The sequence below is a fragment of the Gordonia liuliyuniae genome, assembly GCF_021738805.1.
Classification (GTDB): domain Bacteria; phylum Actinomycetota; class Actinomycetes; order Mycobacteriales; family Mycobacteriaceae; genus Gordonia; species Gordonia liuliyuniae.
The window spans coordinates 39523-54339 of sequence record NZ_JAKKOR010000002.1 but is presented as its reverse complement, the minus strand read 5'-3'; the positions used below and the strand labels follow the sequence as shown (position 1 = coordinate 54339).

The following is a 14817-nucleotide window of genomic DNA, read 5'->3' as shown; positions in this document are numbered from 1 at the left end:
TGGCACTCGAACCTGTTCCCCAGGAGCGGTTCGAGTGCCAACGTCATTTAGTCGAAGGACTCTCGTGACTCGATCGCAGCAGCCAATTCCCGGATGACCGACTCTTCCTCGAACCTGAGTCGCTTCCAGGGAAAGCTCAGCGGCAAGAATCCCACGAGTCCGAGCATGTCGGCGGTCCGCAGGTCACGGTCCCACCGGTCGTAGCGGCGGTGGAACATCCACCCGTGAACAGACACAACAATGCCAAGTTCGGGCCAAACGAAGTCCATGCGAACGCCGTTGGTCCACTGCTGCTGGACCCATCCGGTGATTCGATGCTTCGTGAGCATGCGGACGAACAAGCGCTCGGCCTCGGACTCCGAATCGTCCTCGGCCGCAGCGACGAGGGCGCGTGCCTGCCGCATCCCATGAGCGCCGGAGTTCCGGCCGAGACTCGCCCTCAGCTCGCGGACCCGAATGCGCTCAGTCTGCACCGCGCGGTCGATGATCGTGATCGCTTCGTCGATCGCCAGCACAGATGCGAGTTGTAGGAGTGTCAGCGCCTTGCGGGTCACCGAGACGCCTCGTGTGACCATGACGTCCTCAGCAGGAAGACTCCGCCGCTTGCAATCCGGCTCCACTGCGCATTGGGCCGCACTGTGCGCCGATCGTGGAAGGGCGTGAGGAATCCACAGGCCTGCAGTCAGTTTGCCGTGCACTTCGCCTGCGCTCATCCCCAGGTCGCAAGCTTGGGCCGCAGTGATCACCCCGTCATGGATCGCCAGATGCTCGGCGACCCTCACGCAGACGCGTGCGGCGCCCTCGTTGTTCTCCCCCACATTCGGTTAGACGCACGCGCACACCGTTCGGTTCCGTTCACCGCATCGTTGGCACTCGAACCGTTCGCCAGGAACAGTTCGAGTGCCAACGTGTCAGATCACTCCCGGTACCGCACGATCAGCGGCGCATGGTCGGACAGCCGCGCGTCCGACGACGGCTCCTTGTCCACCCACACGGCTTCCGCGCGCCGCGCGAGCGACGGGGACGCCAGCTGATGGTCCACCCGCCAGCCGACGTCCTTGACGAACGACTGCCCCGCCCAACTCCACCAGGTGAGCGGCCCCGGCTCGTCGCCGTGCAGCGTCCGCACCACGTCGATCAGCCGCCGCGGCGACAGCAGCGACGAGAACCACTCGCGCTCCTCCGGCAGGAACCCCTCCATCTTGCGAGCGGGCCGCCAGTTGGTCACGTCGTGCCGGGTGTGTGCGACGTTGAGGTCGCCCACGAGTAGGAACTCGCGACCGTCCCGCGCGGCAGCGAGCCGGTTGCGGTCGAGTTCCCGGGCGAAGCCCGCGAGGAACGCCATCTTCCGCTCGTATTTGGCTCCGCCGTCTGCCTCCGCACGCATGCCGCCAGGCCGCTGCATGTCCGCAGGCAGACCACCCTTCGGCAGGTAGAGGCACGCGACTGTGAGCGGGCGGTCGGACAGATCCACCTCGATGTAACGGCCGTGAGACGCATAGGCGCCCAGGCCCCGAGCCCTCGGCGGCGCCACCGCCCACGAGCGGACCGCTGCAGGGTGATGCCGCGTCAAGAGCCCGACGCCGTTCCGGCCCGGGATCGAGCCGACGTCGATCGACGCCGCATAACCCGGGAACTCGCCGACCTCTGACAACGGACACCTCAACTCTTGGAGTCCGACGACGTCGGGGAACCTGTCGGCGAGCCAGCCGTCAAATCCGCGACGGCGAGAAGCCCGTATGCCGTTGACGTTGAACGAGGCGACGGTGAACGAGGTGGAAGTCACGCCTGCCAGTGTCCCCGGCGAATTCAATTCGGTTGCATCCGACTGACAGAATGTACCCATGAGTCGCCCCCACGTGTCGCACCAGAACCTCAATCTCCGCACGCTCGAGCAGTCCGAGAAGCTGCAGAACGTCTGCTACGAGATCCGCGGTCCGGTACACGCGGAGGCGGCGCGACTCGAGGCTGAGGGCCACCGCATCCTCAAGCTCAACATCGGCAATCCCGCCCTGTTCGGGTTCGAGGCCCCGGACGTCATCCTGCGCGACATGATCCACTCGCTGCCCTTCTCGCAGGGTTACTCGGAGTCGGCAGGCGTCCTGTCGGCCCGCCGTGCTGTGGTGACCCGCTACGAGCTGATCCCGGATTTCCCGTACTTCGACGTCGACGACGTGCTGCTGGGCAACGGCGTGTCCGAGCTGATCACGATGACGATGCAGGCCCTGCTCAACAATGGCGACGAAGTGCTCATCCCGTCGCCCGACTATCCGCTGTGGACCGCGATGACCTCCCTCTCGGGCGGCACCCCGGTGCACTACGAGTGCGACGAGGGCAACGGCTGGAATCCGAGCATCGAGGACATCGAATCGAAGATCACCGCACGCACCAAGGCGATCGTCGTGATCAACCCGAACAACCCGACGGGCGCCGTCTACTCGCGTGATGTGCTTGAGCGTCTCGTCGAGGTGGCCCGCAAGAATTCGCTGCTGATCCTCGCCGACGAGATCTACGACAAGATCCTCTACGACGACGCCGAACACATCAACGTTGCGTCGTTGGCTCCGGACCTGCTGACGTTCACGTTCAACGGGTTGTCGAAGGCGTACCGAGTCTGCGGCTACCGTGCGGGATGGGTCGTCATGACCGGCCCGAAGGACCACGCGAGGGGCTTTATCGAGGGCATGGGCATCCTGGCGTCGACGCGTCTGTGCGCGAACGTCCCGGCCCAGCATGCGATCCAGGTGGCGCTCGGCGGTTATCAGAGCATCGACGCCCTGGTGAAGCCCGGCGGCCGCCTATTGGAGCAGCGCAACGTGACATGGGAGAAGCTCAACGACATCCCGGGCGTCAGCTGTGTGAAGCCGATGGGCGCGTTGTACGCGTTCCCGAAGCTCGACCCCGAAGTGCACGAGATCCACGATGACGAGAAGTTCGTCCAGGATCTGCTCCTGCAGGAGAAGATCCTCGTGGTGCAGGGATCAGGGTTCAACCTCCGCGACACGAACCACTTCCGGATCGTCACGTTGCCGTGGACGCGCGACCTGTCGGAGGCGATCGACCGCATCGGCAACTTCCTGTCGTCGTACCGACAGTGACCTGCACAGAAACCCCAGCTGACGGGGTCTAGCGCGTATCTGTTACCGGTGGTACCGTGTCAATGAACAATGGCACGATCGGAGACGATATGACCGACTGGCACCGTACGGACATCACCGCGGGTGACGTTCGCCTGGCGACCTATCAGTACGGCGACACTGTGCACAGTGACACCGCGGCTGACGCCCGCCCGGCCGTGGTTCTCGTACACGGCTGGCCCGACACGCACCACCTGTGGGATCGCATCGCTCCCCGACTCGCCGAGCACTACCGTGTCTTCGCCTACGACACTCGCGGATTCGGCGAGAGCGATCGACCGAACGACGTCCCGTCGTACCGTCTCGCAGGGCTCGCGCAAGACCTGTTCGCGGTCATCTCGTCGGTCACCGATGGCGGCAGCGCGCACGTCGTCGCCCACGACTGGGGGTCGGTGCAGACATGGGAGGCCGTCACGACGCCGGGCGCCGAGACATCCATCTCGTCGTTCACGTCGGTCTCGGGGCCGAATCTCGACTTCTTGGGTGAGTGGGCCCGCGCCCAACTCGCGTCGCCGACTCCGCGCAGCATCTCGCGCGCACTCTCGCAGGTCGCGTCGTCGGCGTACACCGGGTTCTTCCAGATCCCCGGGGTTTCGGACGCGTTCTTCCGAACGCTCGGCACCGAGAAACTGTGGACCGAGTTCCTGCACGTCATCGAGGGCACGCCCCGCGAGAACGTCTCGTTCGCGCCGACGCTCCGCGAGGACATGATCTCCGGGCTCAAGCTGTATCGCGCCAACATCCGCGGCAAGCTCGCCCGCCCGGAGCCGCGGCCGACGTCGGTACCCGTTCTCGAAGTCGTGAACGACCGCGACATCGCCCTGCGACCCGCGATCTACGACCGCACCTACACGCACGCGGCGAAACTGTGGCGCAAGTCGTCCACCACCGGGCACTGGCTGCCCTACACGAACCCCGACTACCTCGCGACGACGGCGATCGAGTTCATCGACTCCATCGAGAACGGCACCTCACGCGCCCCGAACACGATCGACCGCGCACGCCAACTGGGAGCGCCGCTCGCATTGACAGGAAAGCTGGCGGTCATCACCGGCGCGGGCAGTGGCATCGGCCGCGAGACGGCGTACGCGTTGGCCGCGCTCGGCTGCGAAGTGGTCCTCGCCGACATCGACACAGCGGCGGCCGACGAGACCGCCACCGAGTGCAAGTCCATGGGGGTGCTGACGAACGTCTACGAGCTGGACGTCTCCAAGACGGCTGCGGTGAACGAGTTCGCCGAGAACATCCGGACCAGGCACGGCGTCCCCGACATCGTCGTCAACAACGCGGGCATCGGATTGGGCGGCAGCGCGCTGGACGCGTCCGACGATCAGATCGACCGGCTCATCGACATCAACCTGCGGGGTGTGATCAGCGGCAGTCGCGCGTTCGCCAAGCAGATGGTCGCCCGCGGCACCGGCGGACACATCGTGAATCTGGCGTCGGCGGCGGCATTCACCCCGTCCCGCGAACTCGGCCTCTACTCGGCCAGCAAAGCGGGCGTGCTGATGTTCTCGGAGAGTCTGCGCGCCGAACTCGCGACCCATCGGATCGGCGTCAGCGCGATCTGCCCGGGCATCGTCAACACCAACATCACGTCGGCCACCGAGTATGCGGGCGTCGACGATCAGGACGCCATGCGCCGCAAGGTGACCGGGTTCTACGAGAAGCGGAACTACACGCCCGACAAGGTGGCCCGCGAGATCGTCGCAGCCGTGGTCTCCAACAAGGCCGTCGTGCCGGTCACGCCGGAAGCCAAGTTCGGGTACCGCGTGTACCGATTCGTCCCGTGGGCGTCGCGCATCGCGGCACGCCAGAAGCTGACCGGATAGGAGCCTTGAAATGACGAGCACGCACGCCGCACGTCCCACCGCCGACACCGATCCCGGCGAGGTGGAGCTGCACGCCCGCAACGTCGAATTCGATCTGTCGAACAGTCCGCTGCACTGGATCCCGACCAGCCCGGTCGCGTCCAATCTGATCACCTCGTTGAATCTGCTCCTTCCCGAAGGCGAGCGTTGGTTCGTGACGACGTTCAACGAAGCGCTGCCGATGGTGAAGGACGCCAAGCTCGCGGAGGACATCCGCGGCTTCGTCGGCCAGGAGGCTATGCACGCGGAAGCCCACGACAAGGCCGTCCACACCTGGCTGGAGGACCGTGGTGTCGACGCCACCGCCTACCTGAAGCAGATGGAGTGGGTGTTCCAGCGGGTCCTCGGGCCGCGGGAGGGGCAGACTCCCGCCGCCGCACAGAAGCACCTCGTCGAGCGTCTCTGGTTGATCGCCGCGATCGAGCACTACACTGCGCTCCTCGGCGACTTCGCTTTGAACAGTTCGTGGGTGCGGGTCGGCGCCGATCCCGACTTGACGGACTTGTACATGTGGCACGGTGCCGAAGAGGTGGAGCATCGTTCGGTCGCGCACGAGGCCGCGGCCTATTTCGGCGACAGTCCGATCCGACGTGCTCGTGCGATGTCGCTCGCGCTGCCGTTCCTGTTGATCCTGCTTATTCGCAGCTTCTTGTTCGTCAACAGCCAAGACCCGACGTTCACCCGGATGAGCCTGCCGAAACGTTCAGCGACGTACTTGAAGGACTACTTCGTCCAGTCCCGGAAGGGCACGCTTCCGAAGCTCGGTCGTCTGGTCCTGTCGACGGTCACCTACTTCAAGCCCGGCTTCCACCCGTCCCACATCGGCGACACCGCTCAAGCTGTCGCCTACCTCGCATCTTCACCGGGTGCTCGGCGCGCGGGATGACGACGATGACCGGCTCCAAACATCTCCACGAGACGGGTCTGGTGGTCGAGCCGCCACATCTCAAGGGTCGATGGCAGCGCGATCCCCTCATGCGTTTCCTCTCCGGGCTCGGCCGGGTGTGGTTCCCAGCCTGGGCCCCGGTCACCCGATTGCGCGCGGTCACCGAGCGAGACGGTGTACAGCAACTCGAGATCGTCCGACGGGAGGTCGTCGCGCACGATGAGAACGTGATCGCGTTGACGTTCGCCGCGGCCGACCGCGCGGTGCTGCCGGAGTGGCGCGCGGGAGCCCATCTGGATCTGGTGCTGCCATCGGGACGCATGCGCGAGTACTCGTTGTGCGGCGACCCCGGCGACCGCACGACATACCGCATCGCCGTCCGTAGGATCCCCGACGGAGGTGGTGGCTCGGTGGAGGTGCACGACGACCTACATGTCGGCGACACCGTCTCGATCATGGGTCCGCGCAATGCTTTCCCGCTCGCCTTGCCGGGGTACGGATCACCTGTCGGCCGGCTCCGTTTCGTCGCTGCGGGCATCGGCATCACGCCGATCCTGCCGATGGTCGCGATCGCCGACCGGCTCGGACTCGACTGGACGATGATCTACACCGGCCGCACGCTCGACTCGATCCCGTTCCGCGAGGAGCTCGCCCGCTACGGTGACCGCGTGCAGATCCGCACCGACGACGAGCACGGTCTGCCGACGATGGACGACCTGATCGGGGCGGTCGGCGACGGTGGCGTCGCGCTGTACTGCTGTGGGCCGACCCCTATGTTGGAGGGCTTGCGCACGCGTCTCGTCGACCGTGGCGACGTCGAACTGCACTACGAGCGGTTCTCACCACCGCCTATCGAGAACGGGACCGAGTTCGCGATCAGGCTCGCGTCGACCGGCGAGACAGAGACTGTGGCCGCCGACGAGTCGATGTTGACCGCGCTTCGGCGGCTGCGTCCCAGCACGCCGTACTCGTGCCAGCAGGGGTTCTGCGGGACGTGCAAGCTACGCGTCGCCGACGGCACCGTCGATCACCGTGACGGCAGTCTGATGGACACCGAGCGCGCGTCCGGCTACTTCCTGCCGTGCGTCTCGCGCTGCAATTCGGAGTCGCTGACGATCGACGTGTAGGGCATCTCACCGGAGTCTGCACGCCTCGAGCCTCGGGGTTTGGAAGAATCATGTGAATGACCGAGTATCGGATCGACGATCTTGCGCAAGCTGCCGGCACGACGACGCGGAACGTCCGCGGCTACCAGGACCGTGGACTGATTCCGCGGCCGGAGCGCCGCGGGCGGATCGCGATCTACGGTGACGAGCACTTGTCTCGGCTGCATGTCATCAACGACCTGCTGGGCCGCGGTTTCACGATGACGCACATCGCCGAGTTCTTCGAGCGTATGGAGCAGGGCGAGGATCTCGCCGAAGTCCTCGGTCTTCGGGAGCTCGTAACGGCGCCGTGGTCGCGGACGCCGTCAGAGACCGTCTCGGTGGAAGAACTGTACGAGCTGCTCGGGACCGATGACGCGGGACTTCTGGAGCGAATGCGCGCATCGGGACTCATCGAGCCGATCGGCGACGATGCACTGCCGGAGAAGTACACGATCACCGACACCGAGAGCATCGACGGCTACGTGCGGCTGATGGCGAACGGCATGCCGTTGTCGTATGTGCTCGACCTGCAGGAGAAGCTCGACGAAGACATGCAGCGCGCTGCCCACACGCTCGTCTCGGCGGGTCGTAGCGCGATCACCGAGGGCAGGTTCGACGGCTGGATTCCCGAGGTCGGCGAAGAGTCGGAGTGGGCGTCTGACTTCCTCAGCGAGCTGCGGCGCACCGGTCGCGTCACCGCCCACAACACCTTGTACCGCGCCCTGGACCGGGAGCTGTCCCGTCAGCTCGACGACTATCTCGCCGTCGCCCGCGGCCGCAAGCACCACCGCGACTGACGATCAGCGCTATCCGACGACGATCGGAGGCAGTCCTGGAATCGGGTTCGGGATGGTGCGCTTGCGTGGCTTCGGTTGCGGTTTCGGGCCGGGCGCAGGCTGTTCTTCCGTCGTCTGCTGCGGCTTCTTCGTCGACGTCGACGTTGGCTTCGGCGGCGGCGGAGGTGTCGTGTACTTGAGCATCTTCGCGCGGGCGGACTTCACTTCTTTCGGGTCCGCCGTGTTCGGGATATGTTCGGGGGCAACCGATTTCTCATCTGAGGTGGTCTGCGTTCGGGACACGTCGCTCAGCTCGTCCATGCTGGGGCCGGTGTGTTCGTGGATGTTCATGGCGACAGCCGTCCCGACGCCACCGAGCCCGAGGACGACGACGATCGCCGCAGCTGCGGTGATTCGCCAGCGTCGTCGCTGTTCGGCGGCGCGTCGTTGTTCGGCTGCTTCCGCGTCTGCGTCGTACGGGCCGTCGTCCGAGTTCTCGTCGGCCGCCGCGTCAGTGTCGTACTGGACGTTCCCGTATTCGTCGAGCCCATAGTCGGCGGGGTCGATGCCGGATGCACTGAAGGAGAGCGGTCCGTCACCGGATGGTTCCGCACCCCACGCGAGTGCCGCGGGTGCGACCGCGACGCGGTCGAGGGTGTTGGTCGGATCGTCGTCGCCGCCGAATGTGGTGGGGAACGGATCGCCGGGTGCGAGGGTGGTGAAGCCTCGTTCGGTGAGCGCCTCCCACAGGCCGGGCCACTGGTCGGTTCCGGGCCCGAGAAGGATCGCGTCGACGGGTGCGGTGTCGGCGAGTTCGACGATCATGCCGTGGACGCGATTCACTTCGGGCACAGTCGCTTCGACGATGTCGCCGCGTGTCACGGAGACGAATCGCAGCGATCCGGCGCCCATGAGGAGAATGCTGTCGCGGTCGCCGATCGTGCCGCGGGCTTGCGCGACGAGCGCGGTCAGTTCGTCGAACACCGCGGGATCGGCGGCCTCTGGCACCTTGCCGTTCTCAACAAATTCTGCGGCGATCCGCATGTCGAGGACGCTCGGCACGATCCGGCGTTCGGTCCGTGCCGACACGATGCGCCTACGGCCGTCGACGCGGCCGGTCCAGATACCGGACGGCCCGAACGTGATGGCGAGTACGGCCCCGGTCGGGGCTTCGGGGACGTTGAATCCGGCGAGCCAGGGCGGTGTGTCGTACTGATCGGCCATCGGTCAGCTCGGAAAGTTCAAATACGCTTTGGAGGGGGTCGGACCACGCTGCCCTTGGTACTTGGATCCGACGGCAGCGCTCCCGTACGGGGACTGGGCCGGACTCGAGAGGCGGAACAGGCAGAGCTGTCCGATCTTCATTCCGGGCCACAACGTGATCGGCAGGTTCGCGACGTTCGACAGTTCCAGCGTGATGTGGCCGGAGAAGCCGGGATCGATGAATCCCGCGGTCGAGTGGGTCAGCAGGCCGAGACGGCCGAGCGACGACTTGCCTTCCAGGCGGCCCGCGAGATCGTCTGGCAGCGAGCACACTTCGAGGGTGGATCCGAGGACGAACTCCCCCGGGTGCAGCACGAACGGTTCACCCTCGGTGGGCTCGACGAGGGTCGTGAGCTCGTCTTGCCGCTTCGCAGGGTCGATGTGCGTGTACTTCGTGTTGTTGAATACGCGGAAGAGCCCGTCAAGGCGAACGTCGACGCTCGACGGCTGCACGAGGGCCGAGTCGAACGGCTCGATGCCGAGGCGGCCTCCCTCGATCTCGGCACGGATGTCGCGGTCTGATAACAGCACGCAGATGAGGTTACTGCAGATAGGTACAGTTTTCGGCATCGGCGGCACACCGGTGGCAAGCCTCACCCCCGATGGAAACGACGATCCAGGCGCACCGACGGCACCGACCCGCCCGACGGTTTGTTATGGTGATGCTCGCATCGTTCGAGGTGCGCAGTGCCGATGTAGTTTAGTGGTAGAACATCAGCTTCCCAAGCTGAGAGTGCGGGTTCGATTCCCGTCATCGGCTCCATTGGATTGCAGGTCGGAGTCAATGGACGTGCATTGAGCAGCTCACGTCAATGCTGACCGGGGGAGCATACGGGCCGCTGTTTCCAGTCGTGGAAAACGCCGGGCAGTTCGACGACTGACAGGTCGGCCGCAGCCTCGCGAAGGCGGTCCATCGATTCGCCTCACGCATACCTTCGCCTGCCAATACGATCGACTCAGGCACGCAAGAGAAGAGCAGCGGCATGAAGTCCTCATCGACCCGCACGACGTGGGTTCTCGCTTCTCTCGCGGTCGCTCTGCTCGTCGCAGTCGCCGTCGTCGTCGCACTCATCGTGAGCGACCGCATCGGTTTCACCGACGGCGACGCCGACGTGACCGAGACCGTGGTGACGGTGACGTCCGCCGTCAGCCCACCGTCCGCTCCGACGACCACCGAGTCCCCGGCGACGACAACCGAATATGTCGCACCTGAACCCGCCGGCTCCACACCCGTACAAGGCGGACCGTGCTTCGAGGCTGAAGTCCGCTCATTCGCGACGTCGGCCGACGGGCAGAATCTCGTCTGCACCTACATGGGCACAGGCGGCGGATACGTGTGGGTCAGCCACGCCGAGAACGACGGCAGCGTGCACGACATCGGAGACCCCTGCGACTCATCGGTCGACCGCGTCGCACAAGATCCCTCCGGCCAGGCGATCATGTGCGGCGGCGACACCTGGGTGGGCGGGCCGTGAACGGCAACGACCGAACCACCGGATCCACGGCTCGTCCAGCCGCATGGCTCGCCGAGAACTTCCGCATCAAACCGGCTGCGATCCCGGTGGGCCACTCGATTCGCTCCGGGCTGTCCGTGGGCCTGCCGTTCGTCATCGGCGCGCTCACCGACCACGTCCTCACCGGCATGTGGATCGCGCTGGCGACCCTGCTGTTGGCGGCCGGTGAGCGCGAAGGCACCTACCGGCTGAACTTCTGGATCATCGCCGTCTCCACTCCGATCGGCGCCAGCGGCTATCTACTCGGCTTCGTCGCCGACGTGCCGTTGGCGGCGCTCATCGCACTGATGGCGGCACTGGCCTTCCTGGCCGGGCTCATCGCCGGCTTCGGTCCCGCCTTCTCGGTGGCGGGCATGCAGTTCCTGCTCGTCTCAGCGATCGCGATCGGTGTGCCCGACATCGACTGGTGGACCCCGTTGTGGCTCTACTTCGTCGGCGCCGCCGCTTACGCCACGCTCCTCGCGGTGGAGATGCTGATCGATCCGCGCCGCCCGCAGCGGCTAGTGCTCCTCGCGCTCCTGCAGTCCCTCGAAGAACTGGCGCAGGCGCGCGCAGCAGACCTGGCCGACGGCGGCGACCGAACCACGCAGGCCAGGTCCGCGGCCACCACCGCCTATCAGAATGCGGCGGGGCGGGTATCCGAACTACCGGTGTGGCGGATGGGGTCGGCGGGCGACTGGAACCTGGATGGGCGGGTCGTCAACGCCGCCGAACGTGTGCTGGCTTTCCTTCTGGCGGCCGACGATCCCGGCGTCCTCCCGCGGGCGCAGCAGCAGCTGTCGGCGTTGGCCGGATCGGTGCGCACCGGAACACCTGCGTCGAACGAACCTGATCGCACCGACCCACTCGACGGCGTTCTCGTCGACCTGCGCACCGCACTGGCCGACAGCGGCGGACGCGGCAGCACGACCGAGCCCCTGGTAAACCCGGCCATCGGAGCCGAGGTTGTCCGGGCCGCGTGCCGACTCGGGCTCTGCTACGCGATCGCCGTGGGCGCCAAAGAGTACTTCCCGTACAGCCACTGGTTCTGGGTGCCGCTGACCGTCTGCCTGGTGATGAAGCCCGACTTCGGCTCCGTCTTCTCCCGGGCAGTGCTGCGCGTGGTCGGGACGACGGTCGGCGTGGCCCTGGCCACCCTGATCATCGCCCTGGTCCCGAAAGGCGCGGCCATCGGCATCGCGATCGGTCTGCTCTCGGCCTGCGTTCCGTGGTTCATGATGCGGTCGTACGCGCTGCAAGCGGTGGCCATCGCGCCAGTCGTGATCCTGCTCGTCGACGAGATCTCGCCGGGCGGAGACACTGCGAACTATTCATGGCAGCGGATCGCCGCGACAGCCCTCGGCGGCGCCGTGGTGATCGTCTTCGGCTACCTGATCTGGCCGCACTCGCGCCGGGCCTGGGTGGCGCAGACCTTCGGTGAGGCGACGACGGCGATCGCCGACCAGCTGCGGCTGGCTTCTAGCGCGATCCCCGACGACCCGGCTGCTGCGCAACGTCGCCACGACGACCTGGTGACTGCTCGCCGGCGGGCCTACCGTGCATTGTCGGACATGCAGGTCCGGATGTCCCGGGCACAGTCCGAGCCGCCCCCGGCGTCGACGGTGGCCCTGGCCTGGCTGCCGGTGGCCGCGGCCGCCGACCGGCTGGCAGACACGGTATCGGCGTACGCGGTGGCCCGCCGGTCCGGAGCAAAAGCGCCCGACTCCGAGCCGGGCGCAGAGCTTGCCGACCAGATCGAGACTCTCGGACGCGGCGAGCCGCCGACCCCCGTTCGCCTCGTAGCCGCTCCGTTGGACCCGATCGCCGACCAGACTCGACGTCTTCGCTCGCTCCTGGAAACTACGGAGGTCCGGCCGCGACGAGTGTGACGAGGGCGGCAGCGCAATGCCACCCTCGTCACCGGTGAGACGCGCCGAGTTGATGCCGAGCGACTTGGGCAGTGCTCAATCATTTCGACATGCCGCCGTCGTGTACCAGGGAGACCGAGACCCCTGCCTCGAGTCTGCCGTCGACCTGGGTGCCTCGGCGCGGCTCACGCAGCGCCCAACCGCCGACCACCGCCGACACCAGCGAGACGCCGACGGCGACCCACGTGGCCTGCGCGAGACCGTCGATGAATACGGATGCGACGACGTCGTGGATCGCGGCTCCGGTGCCTCCGGGCGCACGAGCCGATGCTTCGACACCGGCCATCACCGACTGCTCGGCGATCTCCTTCACAGGGCCGGGTACACCGATCGACGTGAGACGGTCGGCGACATCCGAGGCGTACACCGAGGTCAGGACGGATCCGAGGACGGCCACGCCGAGCGTGCCACCGATCTCGCGAGTGGTGTCGTTGACCGCAGACCCCGCCCCGGCCTGCTCGGGTGTGAGCGCGTCCATGATGACCTGGGTGCACGGGCCGGAGATGAGCGCGAGCCCCGCGGCCATCAGCATCATCGACCAGATGATCAGCCCGAAGTACGTCGACTGCTGATCGACGAGCTGCACCAGCCCGAAACCCGACGCCATGAGGAGCGCGCCGGTCACTGCGACGGGCCGCGGACCGAATCGGTGCGACGCGGCCATCGCTCCGGGCGACAGCGCCGCGACGACGATCGCGAACGGAAGGGTCCGGATGCCCGCTTGCAGCGGCGTGTACCCCTGGACCGCCTGGAAGTACTGGGTGATCAGGAAGATGAAGCCGAACAGCGCGAAGAAGGCGACTGCCACCATGCCCGCGGCCGCCGCGAATCGACGGTTGGCGAAGAGGCGGACATCGAAGATCGGGTGCGCGACGCGACGCTGATGCACGACGAAGCCGACGAGGACCCCGACAGCGACGAGCAGACCACCGACGGTCCGGACCGAACCCCAGCCCGCAGACGGCCCCTCGATGACGGAGTATGTGAGCAGACCGAGCCCGACGATCGACAGGACCACGCCGACGGCGTCGATGCGCGGGAGTGGTGTCCCGTCGCCGACCCCTCGGGCCGGGATGACGACGGCCACCGCGGCGAACGCCGCGATGCCGAACGGCACGTTGACCCAGAAGACGGACGCCCACGAGAAGTGTTCGAGCAGCCATCCGCCGAGCACCGGACCGATGGCTATCGCGATGCCCGACGTGGCCGCCCACACGCCGACTGCGGCGGCGCGCTGCTTCGGATCGGTGAAGATGCCGACGATCAGCGCGAGAGTCGCCGGGAACACCAGTGCGGCGAACAGTCCAAGACCGGCGCGGGCGGCGATCAGCTCACCAAGCGTTCCGGCGAGCGCGGCACCGACCGAGACGACGACGAAGCCGACCACACCGGTCAGCAGCATCCGCCGGTGCTCGAAGCGGTCGCCGAGATAGCCGCCAGTGAGCAGCAGTCCGGCGAACACCAGAGTGTAAGCGTCGACGATCCACTGCAGTCCCGAGACCCCCGCGTTCAGATCGCGGCTCATCGTCGGCAGCGCGACGTTGACGATCGTGTTGTCGACCATCACGAGCAACTCTGCGAAGCACAGCGCGGCGAGGGCAAGCCATTTGGTCCTCATCAAATCCTCCATCAATAGAACGACGTTCCACACTAGTAGAACGCCGTACTACATCAGAGTCAAGGTATTTGCAGAACAATGTTCTAGTACGGTGGGGCCATGGTCCCCGTCGATTCCACCCCTGGCCGCCGCACACCGGCATCACAAGTGCGCTCGTCCCTGGTCACGGCCGGTCGTAAGATTCTCGAAACGAAGGGGCCGTCCGGACTCACTGTCCGCGCCGTCGCATCGGCCGCAGGCGTCGCCCCCATGGGCGTCTACAACCATTTCGACGGCAAGGACGGTCTGCTCGATGCCGTGGTCACCGACGGATTCGCCGAGTTCGGGCGCGCCATCGCCGCCGCCGACAGCGACCCGACCGAACGTCTGCTCGCCTCGGGTCGCGCCTACCGCGCCTTCGCCCTGGCCAACCCGACGTTGTACTCGCTGATGTTCGGCGGCATGTGCCGCCCAGACGACGCAACCGCGAGCGGTGCGTTCCTCGCACTCATCGAAGTCGTGCAGTACGGCCAGGTCGGCGGGATCATCCGCGACGACGACCCCGCCGCCCTGGCGATGCAGATCTGGTCGTGCGTCCACGGCGCGACCAGCCTCGAGCTGTCGTCACCCATGCCGCCCGGCGCGGACATGGACGCGAACTACGAGAGCGTGATCGCTCTCATTGCGCGGGGGGTCGCACCCGCCGAAGGTACTTAGT

The 14817-nt window shown here is 66.4% G+C and carries 13 protein-coding genes and 1 tRNA gene; 9 read left to right on the top strand and 5 right to left on the bottom strand.

The features are described from left to right. Positions 1–47: 47 nt before the first annotated feature. Together L5G33_RS03140 and L5G33_RS03135 are read right to left on the bottom strand one after the other, a co-directional pair. Positions 48–575 (bottom strand): PDDEXK family nuclease, encoded by a 528-nt coding sequence (locus L5G33_RS03140; protein ID WP_236996699.1) that lies wholly within the window; start codon positions 573–575, stop codon positions 48–50. A gap of 341 nt (positions 576–916) precedes the next feature. Beyond that, positions 917–1786 carry an exodeoxyribonuclease III gene (locus L5G33_RS03135; RefSeq protein WP_236996698.1) on the bottom strand — a complete coding sequence of 290 codons (870 nt, stop codon included), beginning with the start codon at positions 1784–1786 and terminating at the stop codon, positions 917–919. A 58-nt stretch (positions 1787–1844) separates the two neighbouring features. Here L5G33_RS03135 and L5G33_RS03130 point away from each other — a divergent pair, with 58 nt between their 5' ends. The 5 genes from L5G33_RS03130 to L5G33_RS03110 all read left to right on the top strand — a co-directional run bounded on the left by L5G33_RS03130 (position 1845) and on the right by L5G33_RS03110 (position 7839). Next, positions 1845–3098 (top strand): pyridoxal phosphate-dependent aminotransferase, encoded by a 1254-nt coding sequence (locus L5G33_RS03130; RefSeq protein WP_236996697.1) that lies wholly within the window; start codon positions 1845–1847, stop codon positions 3096–3098. Positions 3099–3187: 89 nt separating this feature from the next. After that, complete coding sequence (locus L5G33_RS03125; protein ID WP_236996696.1) at positions 3188–4969, top strand: SDR family oxidoreductase; 1782 nt, start codon at positions 3188–3190, stop codon at positions 4967–4969. Between the two features lie 10 nt (positions 4970–4979). After that, positions 4980–5894: a metal-dependent hydrolase gene (locus L5G33_RS03120; RefSeq protein ID WP_236996695.1), complete on the top strand. Its 915-nt coding sequence runs from the start codon at positions 4980–4982 to the stop codon at positions 5892–5894. Between the two features lie 5 nt (positions 5895–5899). Beyond that, positions 5900–7021: a PDR/VanB family oxidoreductase gene (locus tag L5G33_RS03115; RefSeq protein WP_236996694.1), complete on the top strand. Its 1122-nt coding sequence runs from the start codon at positions 5900–5902 to the stop codon at positions 7019–7021. Positions 7022–7077: 56 nt separating this feature from the next. Continuing rightward, positions 7078–7839 carry a MerR family transcriptional regulator gene (locus L5G33_RS03110; RefSeq protein WP_236996693.1) on the top strand — a complete coding sequence of 254 codons (762 nt, stop codon included), beginning with the start codon at positions 7078–7080 and terminating at the stop codon, positions 7837–7839. A 9-nt stretch (positions 7840–7848) separates the two neighbouring features. On the opposite strand, the gene L5G33_RS03105 is transcribed toward L5G33_RS03110, so the two are convergent. After that, positions 7849–9042 carry a hypothetical protein gene (locus tag L5G33_RS03105; RefSeq protein WP_236996692.1) on the bottom strand — a complete coding sequence of 398 codons (1194 nt, stop codon included), beginning with the start codon at positions 9040–9042 and terminating at the stop codon, positions 7849–7851. Positions 9043–9045: 3 nt separating this feature from the next. After that, a complete protein-coding gene (dcd, locus tag L5G33_RS03100) occupies positions 9046–9612 on the bottom strand; it encodes a dCTP deaminase (protein WP_236996691.1) in 567 nt (188 codons plus the stop codon). A gap of 158 nt (positions 9613–9770) precedes the next feature. Between dcd and L5G33_RS03095 the strand changes: the two genes are divergently transcribed. From L5G33_RS03095 to L5G33_RS19355, 3 genes are all read left to right on the top strand, one after another. Further along, a tRNA-Gly gene (locus tag L5G33_RS03095) sits at positions 9771–9844 on the top strand. A 220-nt stretch (positions 9845–10064) separates the two neighbouring features. Then, complete coding sequence (locus tag L5G33_RS03090) at positions 10065–10556, top strand: hypothetical protein (protein ID WP_236996690.1); 492 nt, start codon at positions 10065–10067, stop codon at positions 10554–10556. Beyond that, positions 10553–12463: an FUSC family protein gene (locus L5G33_RS19355; RefSeq protein WP_236996689.1), complete on the top strand. Its 1911-nt coding sequence runs from the start codon at positions 10553–10555 to the stop codon at positions 12461–12463. Before L5G33_RS03090 ends, L5G33_RS19355 begins: the two co-directional genes overlap by 4 nt. Before the next feature lie 79 nt (positions 12464–12542). Here the strand turns inward: L5G33_RS19355 and L5G33_RS03080 are convergent, their stop codons facing one another. After that, on the bottom strand, positions 12543–14120 hold the full coding sequence (locus L5G33_RS03080; RefSeq protein ID WP_236996688.1) for a DHA2 family efflux MFS transporter permease subunit: 1578 nt from the start codon (positions 14118–14120) through the stop codon (positions 12543–12545). A gap of 99 nt (positions 14121–14219) precedes the next feature. On the opposite strand from L5G33_RS03080, the gene L5G33_RS03075 reads away from it, so the two are divergent. Then, positions 14220–14816 carry a TetR/AcrR family transcriptional regulator gene (locus L5G33_RS03075; RefSeq protein ID WP_236996687.1) on the top strand — a complete coding sequence of 199 codons (597 nt, stop codon included), beginning with the start codon at positions 14220–14222 and terminating at the stop codon, positions 14814–14816. Position 14817 lies beyond the last annotated feature (1 nt).